General features: G+C 71.0%; 12 protein-coding genes. 2 read left to right on the forward strand and 10 right to left on the reverse strand.

Annotated features, from left to right (window positions below):
• Positions 1-50 precede the first annotated feature (50 nt).
• From G5B31_RS09365 to G5B31_RS09380, 4 genes are all read right to left on the reverse strand, one after another.
• On the reverse strand, positions 51-1,664 hold the full coding sequence (locus G5B31_RS09365) for a DUF4139 domain-containing protein (protein ID WP_165016505.1): 1,614 nt from the start codon (positions 1,662-1,664) through the stop codon (positions 51-53).
• Positions 1,665-1,772: 108 nt separating this feature from the next.
• A complete protein-coding gene (locus G5B31_RS09370; RefSeq protein ID WP_346763904.1) occupies positions 1,773-2,561 on the reverse strand; it encodes an aldo/keto reductase in 789 nt (262 codons plus the stop codon).
• A gap of 159 nt (positions 2,562-2,720) precedes the next feature.
• Entirely contained in the window at positions 2,721-3,743 is a 1,023-nt protein-coding gene (locus tag G5B31_RS09375) for an aspartate-semialdehyde dehydrogenase (protein ID WP_165016514.1), read from the reverse strand.
• A 94-nt stretch (positions 3,744-3,837) separates the two neighbouring features.
• Complete coding sequence (locus tag G5B31_RS09380; RefSeq protein ID WP_165016517.1) at positions 3,838-5,010, reverse strand: MFS transporter; 1,173 nt, start codon at positions 5,008-5,010, stop codon at positions 3,838-3,840.
• A gap of 153 nt (positions 5,011-5,163) precedes the next feature.
• Here G5B31_RS09380 and G5B31_RS09385 point away from each other — a divergent pair, with 153 nt between their 5' ends.
• Positions 5,164-6,210 carry a DUF4424 family protein gene (locus tag G5B31_RS09385; protein ID WP_165016520.1) on the forward strand — a complete coding sequence of 349 codons (1,047 nt, stop codon included), beginning with the start codon at positions 5,164-5,166 and terminating at the stop codon, positions 6,208-6,210.
• Positions 6,211-6,527: 317 nt separating this feature from the next.
• Here G5B31_RS09385 and G5B31_RS09390 read toward each other — a convergent pair whose 3' ends face one another.
• Both G5B31_RS09390 and G5B31_RS09395 read right to left on the reverse strand, forming a co-directional pair.
• Positions 6,528-8,024: a trimethylamine methyltransferase family protein gene (locus tag G5B31_RS09390; protein WP_165016523.1), complete on the reverse strand. Its 1,497-nt coding sequence runs from the start codon at positions 8,022-8,024 to the stop codon at positions 6,528-6,530.
• Positions 8,025-8,350: 326 nt separating this feature from the next.
• Entirely contained in the window at positions 8,351-9,589 is a 1,239-nt protein-coding gene (locus G5B31_RS09395; protein WP_165016526.1) for an MFS transporter, read from the reverse strand.
• 200 nt (positions 9,590-9,789) lie between these two features.
• On the opposite strand from G5B31_RS09395, the gene G5B31_RS09400 reads away from it, so the two are divergent.
• The gene (locus tag G5B31_RS09400) at positions 9,790-11,400 is read left to right on the forward strand and encodes an alpha-amylase family glycosyl hydrolase (protein ID WP_165016529.1); all 1,611 of its coding nucleotides are present in this window, start codon (positions 9,790-9,792) and stop codon (positions 11,398-11,400) included.
• A gap of 221 nt (positions 11,401-11,621) precedes the next feature.
• Here the strand turns inward: G5B31_RS09400 and G5B31_RS09405 are convergent, their stop codons facing one another.
• From G5B31_RS09405 to G5B31_RS09420, 4 genes are all read right to left on the reverse strand, one after another.
• Positions 11,622-12,476, reverse strand: coding sequence for an SMP-30/gluconolactonase/LRE family protein (locus tag G5B31_RS09405; RefSeq protein ID WP_165016532.1), 855 nt, complete (start codon positions 12,474-12,476; stop codon positions 11,622-11,624).
• Entirely contained in the window at positions 12,473-13,078 is a 606-nt protein-coding gene (locus G5B31_RS09410; protein WP_165016534.1) for a 2-dehydro-3-deoxy-6-phosphogalactonate aldolase, read from the reverse strand. The genes G5B31_RS09405 and G5B31_RS09410 overlap by 4 nt, the downstream gene beginning before the upstream one ends.
• Positions 13,075-13,986, reverse strand: a complete 912-nt coding sequence (locus G5B31_RS09415; protein WP_165016536.1) for a 2-dehydro-3-deoxygalactonokinase — start codon at positions 13,984-13,986, stop codon at positions 13,075-13,077. The genes G5B31_RS09410 and G5B31_RS09415 overlap by 4 nt, the downstream gene beginning before the upstream one ends.
• 256 nt (positions 13,987-14,242) lie before the next feature.
• Entirely contained in the window at positions 14,243-15,286 is a 1,044-nt protein-coding gene (locus tag G5B31_RS09420) for an FAD-binding oxidoreductase (RefSeq protein WP_165016538.1), read from the reverse strand.
• Positions 15,287-15,319: the final 33 nt, after the last annotated feature.

The raw sequence follows: 15,319 nt of genomic DNA on the forward strand, positions 1-15,319 counted from the left end.
CGAAGGCACGCGCCTTCGCCAAGGCAGGCGTTACCGGGAAGATGCTGCGCTCACCGCAGCACCATCCCCTCCGGCCAGGTCATGGTATAGCCCAACGTCACCGTCTTCTGCTCGCCCGCCTGCAGGGTGAAGTCCCAGGCCAGGATGCCGCGCTGGCCGTCGACATCGGTCTCCGTGGGCACAGGCTTGGCCGTGGTCTCGATCTCCAGGTCGTCCTGCTCCGAATAGGGCACCTGGTCCATCAGCCGCACCGGCCAGGCCTCGGCCCCGAGGTTCTCGACCTTGATCACCACCTCCTCGCTCTGCCGGTTGGAGGTGGTCAGGATGCCGGTCTCGCCGCCGCTCCGCTGCGGCATCTCGCGGGTGATCCGCAGGGTGTCCAGCGCACCGAAGGCCAGTTCCGTCTCTGCCCCCGGCGCGATCAGCGGCAGCGAGGCGGCGCCGACCAGCACGCCCTCGCGGAACAGCAGCGCCTCGCCGGGCAGCACCGGCTCGTCGCCGTTGACGAAGCGCGCCATGACGAAGGCGCTGGCGTCCCAGCGGGCCACGGCGCGGGCCTCGACCACCGGGGCGAAGTCCACCCGGTCCAGCGGCAGGCGCAGGTCCTCTACCCCCGAGGCGACATCGACCTTGCGCGGGTAGATGTAGACCACCGTGTCGCCCTCCATCGCCGCCTCGGCGGTGACCGGGGCGGCGGGGACGGCCTCCATCTCCGGCGCCGCACCGGCCGCGCGGGCGCTGTCATAGGCGGCCGGCGGCTCCTCCGGCCCGATGCTGCGCAGCTCGGGCCAGAGCGTGGAGGGCCAGGCCTGTTCCGAAGGGCGCGAGGACGACAGCACCAGGTCCACCCCGGTCCAGTCCTCGCCGGTGTATTGGGTGACCAGGACCGAACGGTCCAGCGCCAGCGCGGCCTCGCCCTTGCGGGTCAGGTCGACCTCGTAGAACGGCCGCCAGCCAGCGGCGTCGATGTAATGGGTCAGGGTCAGCACCGCCTCGCCCGGGGCCTCGGCCTCCAGCGCCATGACCAGCGCGGTATAGTCGCCGTCGCGCGCGGGCAGCGCCGCCAAGGCGTCCCGCGCCTTGACCAGCGCCTCCTGCACCTCCGCCAGCGCCTTCTGCGCCGGCCAGAGGTCCTTGCGCGCGGCGGCGGCCTCCGCCTTCGCCGCCAGCGTCTCGGCGCCGATCATCGCCGCCATCGCCTGCAGGCTTTCCGGCGTGGCATTGTCGGGCAGCCCGCCGGTGAAGGACGACAGGAAGCCCGCCCGCGCATTGGCGGCGTCGATCCGGGCCTGCACCTGCTCCAGCGCGGCGAAGGCCTCGCGCTCCGCCGCCTCCAGCCGCTCGACCTCGGCCCTGGCCGCCTGCTGCTCCGCGGTCAGCGGCTCCTCCCGCGGCGGCAGGCGGTCGGCGCGCAGGCTGAAGGCGCCGTGGCTGACCCCCTCGGGCGCGGCGACCTGCATCAGCCCGGCGCGGGTGTCGGCGGGCAGGTCTGTGACCAGCAGCTCGTGCGACCCGGCCGAGGGCAGGGTGACGGTGACCAGCCGCGTGACCTTGGCGCCCTGCGGATAGACGGTCACCGCGGTGACGGTGCTTTCGGCGGTCAGGGTATCGGCCAGCGCGGGAAAGGCGGTGGTGGCCAGAAGGGCGGCGAGAAGGCGGCGCATGGGGAAACCTCGCGAAAGGGACTGGGGCGAGGCTAGGCCCCTGCGCCCGGGTCGGCAAGGCAGGGATACCCGGCCCAAGGACCGGCGCGCGGGATGCGTTGCAGGGGGTTACTGCATCTCGAAGGCCGCCGGATCGGGGCCGGTTCGGCTGGCTTCGTCCAGCGTGGCGATGGCGGCCATTTCCCCCGGCGTCAGCGTGAAGTCGAAGAGGTTCAAATTCTCGGCCAGCCCGGCCTCGCGGGTGGACCGGGGGATGACCGAGGCGCCGATCTGGATATGCCAGCGCAGGATGACCTGCGCCGGGCTGCGGCCGGTGCGGGCGGCAGCGGCGATGACCGGCGGGGCGGCGAAGCTGTGGCCGCCGCCGAGCGGTGTCCAGCTCTGGGTGACGATGCCATGGGCGCGGTGGAAGGCGCGCAGGGCGGGTTGCTGCAGGCGGGGGTTGATCTCGATCTGGTTGACCGCGGGCACGACCCCGGTCTCGCCGATGATCCGCTGCAGATGCGGCTCGTTGAAGTTCGACACGCCGATGGAGCGGGCGCGGCCCTCGTCGCGCAGGCGGATCAGCGCGCGCCAGGTGTCTGTGTAGAGGTCGCGGGAGGGGCAGGGCCAGTGGATCAGCAGGAGGTCGACATGGTCGAGGCCGAGGCGGGCAAGGCTGGCCTCGGCGGCGCGCAGGGCCTTGTCGAAGCCCTGATCGCTGTTCCAGATCTTGGTGGTGACGAAGACCTCATCGCGCGGCAGGCCGGAGGCGCGGAGGCCTGCACCCTGACCCTCCTCGTTCCGGTAGGCGGCGGCGCCGTCGACCAGCCGGTAGCCGAGGCGCAGGGCGGTGGCGGTGGTGGCGGCTGTCGTGGCAGCAGGCACCTGCCAGAGGCCGAAGCCGAGCTGCGGCATCTGGCGGCCGTCGTTGAGGGGGAGGAGGGGGGAGGTCGCGCCGGGGGTTTCGTCCCGCGCCCGGCACAGGGTGGCGAACCTGTGCCACAGTGCATCGTCGCAATGGAAAAGGGTCTCGGCCATGGCCGAGACCCTATCGAAGCCGTGATGAAAGAAGGGTTAACCCTTCTTCAGCACCCTTTGCCCCAGCACCTCGGCGATCTGCACCGCGTTCAGCGCCGCGCCCTTGCGCAGGTTGTCGGAAACGCACCACAGGTTCAGCCCGTTCTCCACCGTGCTGTCCTGCCGCACCCGGCTGATGTAGGTGGCGTATTCGCCGACGCATTCGATGGGCGTGACGTAGCCCCCGGCCTCGCGCTTGTCGACCAGCATCACCCCCGGCGCCTCGCGCAGGATGTCCTGCGCCTCCTGCCAGTCCAGGTAATCCTCGGTCTCGATGTTGATCGACTCGCTGTGGCCGACGAAGACCGGCACCCGCACACAGGTGGCCGTCACCTTGATCGAGGGGTCGAGGATCTTCTTGGTCTCGGCCACCATCTTCCATTCTTCCTTGGTCTCGCCCGAGTCCAGGAACACGTCGATATGCGGGATCACGTTGAAGGCGATCTGCTTGGAGAACTTCGCCGGGGGCACCTCCTGCACCGGGTTGTAGACCGCCTTGGTCTGCTCCCACAGCTCGTCCATGCCTTCCTTGCCGGCGCCCGAGACCGACTGGTAGGTCGACACCACCACCCGCTTGATCTTCGCCCGGTCGTGCAGCGGCTTCAGCGCCACCACCATCTGCGCGGTCGAGCAGTTGGGGTTGGCGATGATGTTGCGCTTGGCATAGCCGTGGATCGCCTCGGCGTTCACCTCGGGCACGATCAGCGGAATGTCCGGGTCGTAGCGGTAGAGCGAGGAGTTGTCGATCACGATGCAACCCGCCGCCGCGGCCTTGGGCGCATATTCCTTGGTCGGGCCGGAGCCCACGGCGAAGAGCGCGATGTCCCAGCCGGTGAAGTCGAAGGTGGCCAGGTCCTTGGTCTTCAGGGTCTTGTCGCCAAAGCTGACTTCGGTGCCGAGGGACTTGCGCGACGCCAGCACGGCGATCTCGTCCACCGGAAACTCGCGCTCGGCGAGGATGTTCAGCATTTCGCGGCCCACGTTGCCCGTGGCACCCGCGACGACGACCTTGTAGCCCATCGGGGTATCTCCTGATCCGTCCCCGCCCTTCGGGGACGGGGCCTGTTAGCCTAAAGCCCAAGGGGGGGAAAGCGGAATTGTCGGCGCGGCCTGGTCAGGGCCGGCGCTCGCGCGAGAACAGGTAGACCGCCAGCCCGGCGGCGGTGGTCAGGGCGAAATAGCCGAAGACGGCAAGGAAGGGCGTGGCGGGATCGGCCGCGCCCTCCAGCCCGGCGTGCAGGCGGCCGGTCACCTGCTGCGCCAGCCCGACGGTGATCATGCCGCAGAGGTTGACCATGGTCACCCCGCGCCCCATCACCGCGGCGGGGATGAAGCCGCGGGCATGGGCGGTGACCATCGGGAAGGTCGATCCGAACACCCCGATCAGCACGAACAGCACCGCCGGAGCCATCGCCCCGCCGAAGGGCAGCAGCCACAGCGCCGCCACCGCCGCCAGCATGATCAGGTTGGACCCGAAGACCACCCATTTGATCGTGCCGAGCAACCGGCCCACCGGCCCGATCAGCAGGCTGCCCGTCACCAGCCCCAGCCCCATCGCCATGCCGACCCAGCCGATCTCGGCCCGGTCGAAGCCCCAGACGTCGTGGAAATAGGGGCCGAGCCACAGCCCCCGCAGCGCCGAGGGCGCGGCATAGCAGACCAGCATCATCGCCAGCACCGGCCAGATCTGCGGCGTGGCGAGCACGGTCCAGACCGATCCGGCGCCCTTGGTCTCCAGCCGCTCGGGGTCGCGCACCAGCAGGAAGACCCCGGCCGCCGCCGCCGCGGTCACCGCCGCCACCGCCCAGATGGCATTGCGCCAGCCGAAGGCCTCGGCCGCCATCGCCAGCGGCAAGGAGCCGAGGATGTCGCCCAGCGAGCCGATCCCCACCGTCATCCCGGCCAGCGTACCGAACAGCGCCGCCGGGAACTGGCGGGCATAGATGAAATAGCTGGCCATCAGGATCGGCGCGCAGCCCAGGCCGATCAGCGCCATCGCCAGCTTGATCTGACCCGGCCCGGCGGCAGTGGCGAAGACCGCGGCGCCCAGCGTCGTCGCCGCCAGGCAGGCCGCGGTGGTCCGCCGCGGGCCGATCCGGTCGAAGGCCGCCCCCACCGGCAGCTGCGTCAGCGCGAAGGCCAGGAACCACCAGCCCGAGGCCGAGGCGAGATCCTGCTTGCTTGCGCCGAGGTCGGCCTCCAGCCAGGGCGTCAGCACCGCAAGGAAGGCGCGGTAGAACTGGCTGAGGACATAGCTGAGGATCAGCGTGGCGATGCCGGCGCGCATGGGAAACCTCCGTTCGGCCGGACCTTGTCGCCCGCCGGGCGGGCAGGTGCAAGGGGCCGGGGCCATCGCGGGCGTCCGGGGCAGGCTTTGCCGGCCTTGCGCGAATCCGGGCGAGGGCCTCAGATGCGGCGGCATTGCCCCACAGGAGTTTCCATGCGCCCCTTGCCCGCCCTCGCCGCGCTTTTCGCACTGTCCCTGCCTGCCGCGGCCAACGACGGCTGGGGCGGCCTCTCCGCCACCGGGCTGACCTTCGGCCGGACCGATGCTGTGGCGATGCTGGAGGAAGACCTGTTCATCAGCCCCGGGAAGGTCTCGGTCGACTACCTCTTCCGCAACACCACCGATGCCGATATCACCGGCGAGGTGATCTTCCCCCTTCCCCCGGTCCCGGTCTGGTCCGGCTACGAGGGGATGATGAACCTGCCCGAGGACCTGACCCGCGACAACCTGGTGGAATTCACCGCCACGGTGGACGGCCTGCCGGTGGCGGTGAAGATCGACCGCATCGCCGTGCTGGAGGAGCCCTGGGACGAGAACCGTCCGCCCTCGGCGCAATACGACAACCCGGGCCGCGAGGTGACCGCCGATCTGGACCGGCTGGGCCTGCCGCTGACGCTGGAGGTGGAGACCCTGCGCGCGGCGCTGATGGCGCTTGGCCCCGAGCAGCAGGCCGAGGTCTCCGCACTCGGGCTGGCGGAATACATTCCCGCCGATCCGGCCGCGGGCCTCCCCGCGGAGGTCTGGGCCGCCTGGTCCATCGTCACCCGCTACCACTGGACCCAGACCTTCCCGGCCGGGCAGGAGGTGCGGGTGCACCACGACTACCTGAACCTGCCGCCGGGCGGGCTGTTCTACTGGTCCGAGCCGCCCGAGGACTGGCAGCACTACCTGCGCGAGATGTATTGCATCGACCAGGGCACCTCGAAGGCCATCCTCAAGGCGCTGGAACAGCCGGACCCGGAGTCCGGCAACTACGGCACCGCCTTCAACATCTCCTACGTCCTGCGCACCGCGAACAGCTGGGCCGGACCCATCGGCAAGTTCCGCCTGACGCTGGACAAGGGCGCGGCGGAGAACGTGATCTCGCTTTGCGCGGAGGGGGTGAGGAAGACCGGGCCGACCACCTTCGTGGTGGAGAAGACCGACTACACCCCGGAGCGTGACCTGCAGGTGCTGGTGGTGGTGCCGATCAGGGATTAGGGCGGGGCGGGAAGGCCCGCCCGGAGAATGTGGCCATCCGCGCAACGGAGGCCGGCGCCCGACCGCGGGTGGGCGCTGCCAACGGTGCGCGGACAGCGCTTTATGGTGCGGCCTCTCCCCGGGTGGAGCGGAGACCAACGGCGCGGAAGCGCCCGCCCGGTGGGCGGTCGGGCGCTGGCCGGGGCGGCTGGCGCCGCTGTTAACCCGGCCGGGACTTCAATCCGGCGTTGCGCGCAGGCACTCCATTCCCAATGGCGGCGAAAGGCTTTTGTGCCGATGTCTCCATCGCACGAAAGAAGCGGCTCCGGCTCCGCACCCTAGTCCAGCGGCGGCGCGCCGCCCTCGGCGGTGCGGCGGGCGATCAGAGGGGCGAGCCGTTCCTCCGCCTCCGCCGCGCCGGCCGGGGGCTGCGCCTCGGCCAGGATGTGCTGCCAGACCGCGGTGGCGCGCTGGTCGGACCCCTGCGCCCCTGCGGCCTCCCAGGTGCCGTGGTTGGTCAGGTCGGCCAGCAGCGGCGCGTAGAAGGCGCCCTCGTAGCGTTCCATCGTATGGGCGGCGGCGAAGAAATGCCCGCCGGGGGCCACCTCGGCCAGCGCCTCCAGCGCCAGGTCCGGCTCTTCCGCGCCGGTGGGGCGGCACATCTCGGCCAGCACCTGCAGCGTCTCGATGTCGTTGACGAACTTCTCGTAGCCGAAGGTCAGCCCGCCCTCCAGCCAGCCGGCGGCGTGCAGCACCATGGTCGCCTGCGCCAGCATCGCGCCCCAAAGGGCATGGTCGGTCTCCTGCGCGCCCTGCATGTCGGCGGTGTTCGAGGCCGAGCCCGAGGCCGAGCGCCAGGGCAGCCCGATGTGCCGGGCCAGCTGGCCGCTGCCCAGCTGCATCTTCAGATGCTCGGGCGTGCCGAAGGCCGGGGCGCCCGACTTCAGGTCGACGTTGGAGGAGAAGCCGCCATAGCTGACCGGCGCCCCCGGCTTCGCCATCTGCGACAGCACGATCCCCGCCAGCGCCTCGGCATGTTGCAGCACCAGCGCGCCGGCCACGGTGACCGGGGCCATGGCGCCGGCAAGGCAGAACGGCGTGATCACCGCCATCTGCCCGGCGCGGGCGAAGTCGATCACCCCCTGCGCCATCGGCTTGTCGAGCATCCGCGGCGAGTTGGAGTTGATCACCGTGTAACACCAGCTGCCCGCCCGCCAGTCGTCCTCGGACAGGTCAAGGCCGGTGCGGATCATCTCGAAGCAGTCCTCCACCTGGCCGCGGCCGCGGGAGAAGACGAACATCGGCTTGTCGGAATGGACCATCTGGCCGCGGGTCATCGCGTAGTGGCGCAGATGCGGCGGGATGTCCTGCGGCTCGGCGGCGGAGCCGAGAAAATGGATCACGTCGAAATGCTGCTGGAGGATCAACGTCTCGTGGAACGCCTCCAGGCTTCCGGGGCGGCGGCCGCGCCGCCGGTCGGTCACGTTGGGACAGCCGGAGCCGGGGCCGAACAGCACCTGCCCGGGGGCATAGTCGCGGGCGCGGGCCGGGTTGGCCGCCATCAGCCGCCAGGAGCGCGGCGCGGTGCGCAGCGCCTCGGCGACGATCTCGAGGCCGATGAAGACCATGTCCTCCTGCACCCGCGCCCCGGCGGCGGCAAGGATCTCGCGCGCCTCGGGCAGAAGGATGCGCAGGCCGAGGTCGCGCAGCACCTCCAGCGCCGCCTCGTGCAGCCGGGCCACCCGTTCCTCGGGCCACAGCGGCTGCGGCGCGAAGGGGTTGGCCAGATGGGTGTAATCGGTTGCGCGGAGGGTGCGGATTCTCTTGCGTGCCATGGGGTGAGGCTAGCGGCGCCCGGGCGGGATGCTTGCCGGAAAGCGACACCTCGTTCAGGCGGGATCGGAACTCGCCACGACCCGGCCGGGCGGGATCAGGCGAGGCACTGCCTCGCCCCCGCCCGTGCGCAGCAGCGGCACCCGGAGACATCGGTCACGCGAAACTACGAGAGGCCAGCGCCCGACCCGGCGGGCGAGAAGCGCCCGCCGAGGGCGGGGCGGGCGCTGGCCGGGACTTGTGGTCCCGGCCGGGATGGTTGAACCGTTGCGCCGTGGCGAAGGCGATGGCCTTCGCCAGAGAAGCGCGGGAAAGAACGAGGCGCCCCTCAAGCCGCCTGCGCCATCAGCGGCCGCTCCCGCACCGGCAGATGCACCAGCGCCGAGAAGGCGCCCACGCCGACGCCGATCCACCAGACCAGCGTGTAATCCCCGTTCAGGTCGTAGAGCTTGCCGCCCAGCCAGACCCCCAGGAAGCCGCCGATCTGGTGGCTCAGGAAGACGAAGCCGTAAAGCGTGCCCATGTAGCGGATGCCGTAGATATGCGCGACCAAGCCCGAGGTCAGCGGCACCGTCGCCAGCCACAAGGCCCCCATCACCGCCGAGAACACCAGCACCGAGGCCGGCGTGATCGGCAACAGGATGAACACCGCCGCCGCCAGCGTCCGCCCGGTGTAGATCGCCGCCAGCAGGTATTTCTTGGTGTAGCGCTTGCCCAGCCAGCCTGCGAGCACCGTGCCGACAATGTTGAACACCCCGATCACCGCGATGGAGACCGCGCCCAGCGTCGAGGTCGCGGTGATGCCGATCATGCTCAGCATCCCGCCGGGGTCGATCGGACCGCAAAGCTCGGTCACGAAGGCGGGGAAATGGGCGGTGATGAAGGCCAGCTGGTAGCCGCAGGAGAAGAAGCCCAGGAAGATCAGCGTATAGGAAGGGTCGCGGATCGCCTTGACCAGCACCTGCCCCATGCTCTCCTCCAGCTCCTGCCGCGAGGCCAGCCTGGGCGAGCGGATGAAGGGCAGCGCGAACAGACTGCACAGGATGATCGCGGCGAAGACCAGGAACACCGACTGCCATGGCATGTGCTGCAGCAGCAGCTCGGCGAAAGGCGCGCCGATCACCTGCCCGGCCGAGCCGGCGGCGGTGCCGATGCCCAAGGCCATGCTGCGATGCTCGGGCGCTGCGGCACGGCCGACGATGGCCAGGATCACCCCGAAGCCGGTGCCGGCGATGCCGAAGCCGACCAGGATCTCCAGCAGCTGATGCTGCCCCGGCGTCACCGCGAAGGACGACAGCACCAGCCCCGCCGCATACATCAGCGCCCCGGCCACGATGGCCTTCCGGTCGCCGAAACGCTCGGCCACCATGCCGAACAGCGGCTGGCCGATGCCCCAGGCCAGGTTCTGGATGGCGATGGCCAGGCTAAACTCGGCCCGGGCCCAGCCGAAACCCTCGGCGATGGGAATCTGGAACACGCCGAAGCTGGCGCGGATGGCGAAGCCCAGCATCAGGATCACCGATCCGGCGATCAGCACCGGGGTGAAAAGCGGGGCCTTGCTCTGCATCGGACATCTCCTGCCGGGCGCCGGATACGGATTTTCGGCGAAAATCCGTCGCGCGGGGCGGAAGGTGCAGCCCCCCGCCGGAATGGTCAAATGCAGAATTGTGATGCAGACAATCATCGGTTCCGCCCCGCGCGCCCGCTTGCCCCTTGCGGCCCGCAAGGCGGCGGCTAGGAAGGGCGGAGGGCGCGAAGGGGGCAGGCATGGCGGAGTGGTGGAAGGGGGCGGTGACCTATCAGGTCTATCCGCGGTCGTTCCAGGACAGCGACGGCGACGGGGTGGGCGACCTGAAGGGCATCGCCGCGCGGCTGCCCTATCTGGCCGGGCTGGGGGTGGACTGCATCTGGCTGTCGCCCTTCTTCCGCAGCCCGATGAAGGACATGGGCTACGACGTCAGCGACTATTGCGACGTCGACCCGGTCTTCGGCACCCTGGCCGATTTCGACGCGCTGGTGGCGCGGGCCCATGCCCTTGGCCTGAAGGTGATCATCGACCAGGTGCTGAGCCATTCGTCGGACCGGCACCCCTTCTTCGCCGAAAGCCGCGCCGCGCGGACGGGACCCAGGGCCGACTGGTATGTCTGGGCCGACCCGCGCCACGACGGCACCCCGCCCAGCAACTGGCTTTCCGTCTTCGGCGGCCCGGCCTGGACCTGGGACGCCCGCCGCCACCAGTTCTACCTGCACAACTTCCTGAGCAGCCAGCCCGACTTCAACTACCACAACCCCGAGGTGCAGGACTGGGCGCTGTCCACCCTGCGCTTCTGGCTGGACCGCGGGGTGAACGGCTTCCGGCTGGACACGGTGAACTACTTCTTCCACGACCCGCTCTTCCGCGACAACCCGGCCGACTACCGGGTGAAGACCAAGCCCGAGGACAATCCCTACGGGATGCAATACCACCTCTTCGACAAGAACCGGCCCGAGAACCTGGCCTGGCTGGAGCGCATCCGCGGCGTGCTGGACGAATACGGCGCGGCGGCAGTGGGCGAGATGGGCGAATCCCACCACGCCATCCGCATGATGGGCGACTACACCGCCCCCGGCCGGCTGCAGCAATGCTACAGCTTCGAGATGCTGGGCAACGACTTCTCCCCCGCCTTCTTCCGCAGCCGGATCGAGGGCTTCTTCGCCGGCGCGCCGCAGGGCTGGCCGATGTGGGCCTTCTCCAACCACGACGTGCCGCGCCACGCCGGACGCTGGGCGAAGCACGGCGCCAGCCCGGAGGCGCTGGCGAAGCAGGCGGCGGCGCTGCTCTTGTCCTTCGAGGGCTCGATCTGCCTCTGGCAGGGCGAGGAACTGGGCCAGACCGACACCGACCTCGCCTTCGGCGAGCTGACCGACCCGCAGGGCATCGCCTTCTGGCCCGCGCCGATGGGCCGGGACGGGACGCGGACGCCGATGGTCTGGGACGGGTCGGATCAGGGCGGCTTCACCACCGGCAAGCCCTGGCTGCCGGTCAAGCCGCCGCAACGGGCGCGGAACGTGGCGGGACAGGAGGGACGGCAGGGTTCGGTGCTGGAGCACTATCGGGCGATGCTGGCATACCGCCAAGGCTCCGAGGCGCTGAAATCCGGCCGGACCCGGTTTTTCGACAGCCCCGGCCCGGTTCTGGCCTTCCAGCGCGGCGAGGGGCCGGGGGCGCTGCTCTGCGTGTTCAACCTCTCCCCGGCGGCAACGGCGGTGACGGTGGAAGGGGCGGCCCCGCCCGAAGGCCCCTCGCTTTCCGCCCATCTGGACGGCCCCACCCTCCACCTCGGCCCCAATGCCGCGGCCTTCCTGCCGGTGATCGGAACGGTGCGGCTGGGGGCCTGACCGGCTCCCGCCCCTGCATCGGCAGCGCCCGTCTCCGACCTTCGCCTCCGGCGGGGATATTTGGGGCAGGTGAATGGAAAGAGGCTCTCTTCTTGAAATTCACCTGCCACAAATATCCTCAGGGGGTTTGGGGGCAGAATGCCCCCATCGGCCGACAGCGGCCAAGGGAGACTCCGCCAGCCGCCACGACAAGGCTTGCGGCGGCAGCCGCTCCATTTGGATCAGACCAGAACCCGCGGCTCCGGCAGCCCGCGAGACACGCCCGGCAGGGCGAAGACCTTGCCGGCATCCGGGCAGGCCGCCAGCGCCGCCGGCGACATCCCCTCCCGCGCGGTGGTGACGAACATCCGGTCCAGCCCCGGGCCGCCGAAGGCCGGGCAGGAGCTATGCGGCGCCCCCACCTCCACCGCCCGCAGGAAACGGCCGTCAGGGCCGTAGGCCGCCACCCGGCCCGCGCCCCATTGCGCCTGCCACATCGCCCCCTCGGCGTCGATCACCGCGCCGTCGGGGTTGAGATCCTCAACCGAGAGGTCCAGGAACAGCTCCGGCTCCGCCGCCGGCCAGCCCTCGGCATCCAGCGCCACCTGCATCACCCGCTGCGCCGCGGTGTCGGAGAAATGCGCGAAGCGGCCGTCCGGGGTGAAGCAGATTGAATTCGGGATGGTCAGCCCGGGAAACAGGCAGCGGACCTCGCCGCGATACCAGCGCCAGACCGCGCCCTTGCCGGGGTCCTCGCCGCCGCGCTTGCCCATGGTACTCCACCAGAACCCGCCCTGCCGGTCGGCGCGGCCGTCGTTCGACCGGGTGCCGAACCCGGCCTCCACCGTTGCCAGCCGCTCGCGCCGCCCGGAGGCAAGGTCGAAGCGGAAAAGCCCGCCCTCCCCCGCGATCACCAATTCGTCGCGCGAGATCCAGCCGGCGGCCGAGACCATCTCGGGGAAGACCCATTCCTCGCCCCCCGCCGGGCCCTGCGACAGCAGCCGGCAGTGCAGGATGTCGAACCAGAACAATTGCCCGCGCTCCGGGTGCCAGAACGGCCCTTCTCCCAACTCGCAGGGGCGGGGATCGAAGATCATCGGGCGGCCCCCCAGGCGGAGACGATCTCCTTCGCGCGGACGGCGATCTCCGCGGCCGGCAGGCCCGGGCTGTAAAGCGCCGTGCCGATGCCGAAGCCATCCGCCCCGGCGGCAATCCACTGCGCGAAATTCGCCGGCCCCGCGCCGCCGACGGCATAGACCTGTGTCCCCTTCGGCAGCACCGCCCGGATCGCCCTCAGCCCCTCCGGCCCGATCAGGGAACCGGGGAACAGCTTCAGCCCGGTCGCCCCGGCCCGCAACGCGGCGAAGCATTCGGTCGGGGTCATCACCCCGGGCCAGCTTTCCATCCCCAGCCGCCGGGTCTCGGCGATCACCTCGGGGTTGGCGTCGGGCGAGACCACCAGCGTCCCGCCGGCCTCGGCCACCGCCCGCACGTCCTGCGGCGTCAGCACCGTCCCGGCGCCGATCTGCGCCCGGTCGCCGAAGTCCCGCGCCATCGCCCCGATCGAGGCGAAGGGCTGCGGCGAGTTCAGCGGCACCTCGATCCGGGTGATCCCGGCCTCCACCAGCGCCCCGGCCACCGGCAGGGCCTCGGCCGGGGTCAGGCCGCGCAGGATGGCGATCAGCGGTCGGTGGGTCATGGCTCTATCCCGGGCAGGAGGGTGGCAAGGCCGGCAAGGCTGCACGCGGCGGCGGGCAGGGTTTCGGCCGGGTTGCCCTGCGCCGCCAGCGCGCGGGCATAGGCGGCGCAAAGGCCGGGGGAGCCGATCAGCATCACCCGCTGCCCCAGCCACCAGGGCCGCGCGCCGGCCAGTTCCATCCCGATCAGCAGACCCGACAGCCTGCCCCGTGCCGCGGCGGGCGCCAGTCCGGTCAGCAGGCTTTCGGCGCGGATCGAGAACAGCTTCGCCGCCCCCCGTTCGGGCCGCGACAGCGCATCGGACAGCGCCTCGTCGAAGGCGGCCTCGTCGGTCTCCTCGCCGCCCAGGCTGTGGCGCAGCACCGACTGGCGCGAGAGCAGGGCGAAGAGTTCGCCGGTCATGTAGGTCTGGAAGCCGACCACCTCGCCCGCGCTGACCCGGGCCCATTTGGAATGGGTGCCTGGCAGGCAGAAAACACCATCGAAATCCGGGTGCAGGGCCAGCGCCCCGGCGATCTGGGTTTCTTCGCCGCGCATGACATCGGCGGGTTTCGCCTGGGAAAGCCCCGGGGCGATGAAGACCGCGATCCGCGGGTCGCGCGCGGGCGCCCGGACCAGCCCGCCGGCGGCCAGCGGCGCGCAGGGGACGGCGCGGTAGGGCGCCTCGACCCAGCCCTGCCTTGCGCCGACCATCCCCGCCGCCAGCACCGGCGTGACGCCGGGGCCGAGCCAGGGGCCGACCAGCCGCAGCAGCGCCGGCTCGAAGGCTTCGGGCGCCAGGCTGCCCATGCCCTCCTCCGACTCCGCCTCGGCCAGCACCTGCCCTCCGGGGCCGACCGCCCGCACCCGCAGGTTCGAGGTGCCCCAGTCGGCGGCGATCCAGCGGGGAGGGGAAGGGAGAATGCTCATGGGAAAGGTCTAGCCTTCGCGCCTGCCCGCCCGCAAGCCCGAAGCGGGGACCGAAGGCGCCGCTGCCGCGGCAGGTCTTGTCGTTGCGGCTGGCGGAGTCTCTCCACAGCTGCTGTCGGACTGATGGGGGCATTCTGCCCCCAAACCCCCTGAGGATATTTAAGTCCAGAAAGAGGAGAGGGTGGTATTTGCCCTCTTTCTGGACAGCAAATATCCCCGCCGGAGGCATCCGCCGCGATCCGCCGGGAGACCGGCGTCAGGACCCGAGCAGGGTTTCCGGCCGGAATGCCTCGGGCAGGTCGTCCCGTCCCTCCAGCAGCAGCCCGGCCATCGCCTCCGCCACCCCGGGGGCCAGGCCGAAGCCGATCTTGAAGCCGCCATTGGCGATGAAATGCCCGGGCCGGCCGGGCCAGGCGCCCAGCAAAGGCTGGCGGCTGGCGGCGCGGGGGCGGATGCCGGCCCAACGCTCCACCACCTCGGCCGCCGCAAGACAGGGCAGCACCGCGCGGGCGCGGGCGATCAGCGTCTCCACCTGCCCGTCGGGGGCTTCGGATTGCCAGTCGCTCTCGCTGGTCGAGCCGACCGCCACGGTGCCGTCGGCATGGGGGACGATGTGCAAGCCGCCGGCGTAGATCTGCGGCAGGTCCTGCGCGGCGAAACGAAGGGAGGCTGCCTGCCCCTTCACCCCGCCGCCCAGTTTTCGCCCGAACCAGTCGGACAGCGCCAGCAGGCCCTGCCAACCGGTGGCGTGGACAACGAGGCCCTCCTCCGCCCCCTCGCCCTCCACCACCTCGGCGCCACTTGCCCGCAGCGCTGCCGTCAGCGCCCGGCCCGCACCGCGGGGCGACAGCCGGGCGGTGAGCGTGTCGCGCAACAGCCAGCCGCTCGGCGAGACCGGCTCCCATTCCCCGCCGGTGGCCGGTTCCACCCGCCACTCCGCCGCCTTGCCCCAATGCGCCGCGGCCCCCGCCGCCCGCGCCCGCGCCAGCTCCACCGCCGCCGCATCGGCCAAGGGCTGCACCCGGCCCGAGCGCAGGTAGCCCGGGTCCACCCCGCCCGCCTGCCGCACCGCCTGCCACCAGCCCTCCGCCATCAGCAGGCTGTCCAGCTGGAACTGCTTCAGCGTATTCCAGGCCTCGGGCACATGCGGAGCCAAAGCGCCGACCAGCCCGGCGGAGGCGCCGGTGCCCAGCCCCTCGGCCGCGATCACCCGCATCTTCGCCCCGCGCCGGGCGCAGGCCCAGGCGACCGACAGGCCGAACACGCCCGCGCCGCGCACTGTCACGTCCACCCTTGCCATCCGCCGCCCCCGCGTCCATTCACGGGCGAAAGG

Origin of the sequence: Rhodobacter sp. SGA-6-6 (assembly GCF_011043545.1) — a bacterium.
Taxonomy (GTDB): Bacteria; Pseudomonadota; Alphaproteobacteria; order Rhodobacterales; family Rhodobacteraceae; genus Pseudogemmobacter.

Excerpts from the sequence above, each read along its gene's own strand:
- G5B31_RS09415 (WP_165016536.1), bottom strand. The coding sequence starts at position 13,986 with ATGAGCATTCTCCCTTCCCCTCCCCGCTGGATCGCCGCCGACTGGGGC.
- G5B31_RS09370 (WP_346763904.1), bottom strand. The coding sequence starts at position 2,561 with ATGCCGCAGCTCGGCTTCGGCCTCTGGCAGGTGCCTGCTGCCACGACA.
- G5B31_RS09400 (WP_165016529.1), top strand. The coding sequence starts at position 9,790 with ATGGCGGAGTGGTGGAAGGGGGCGGTGACCTATCAGGTCTATCCGCGG.
- G5B31_RS09365 (WP_165016505.1), bottom strand. The coding sequence starts at position 1,664 with ATGCGCCGCCTTCTCGCCGCCCTTCTGGCCACCACCGCCTTTCCCGCG.
- G5B31_RS09390 (WP_165016523.1), bottom strand. The coding sequence starts at position 8,024 with ATGGCACGCAAGAGAATCCGCACCCTCCGCGCAACCGATTACACCCAT.
- G5B31_RS09420 (WP_165016538.1), bottom strand. The coding sequence starts at position 15,286 with ATGGCAAGGGTGGACGTGACAGTGCGCGGCGCGGGCGTGTTCGGCCTG.
- G5B31_RS09395 (WP_165016526.1), bottom strand. The coding sequence starts at position 9,589 with ATGCAGAGCAAGGCCCCGCTTTTCACCCCGGTGCTGATCGCCGGATCG.
- G5B31_RS09380 (WP_165016517.1), bottom strand. The coding sequence starts at position 5,010 with ATGCGCGCCGGCATCGCCACGCTGATCCTCAGCTATGTCCTCAGCCAG.
- G5B31_RS09405 (WP_165016532.1), bottom strand. The coding sequence starts at position 12,476 with ATGATCTTCGATCCCCGCCCCTGCGAGTTGGGAGAAGGGCCGTTCTGG.
- G5B31_RS09375 (WP_165016514.1), bottom strand. The coding sequence starts at position 3,743 with ATGGGCTACAAGGTCGTCGTCGCGGGTGCCACGGGCAACGTGGGCCGC.
- G5B31_RS09410 (WP_165016534.1), bottom strand. The coding sequence starts at position 13,078 with ATGACCCACCGACCGCTGATCGCCATCCTGCGCGGCCTGACCCCGGCC.
- G5B31_RS09385 (WP_165016520.1), top strand. The coding sequence starts at position 5,164 with ATGCGCCCCTTGCCCGCCCTCGCCGCGCTTTTCGCACTGTCCCTGCCT.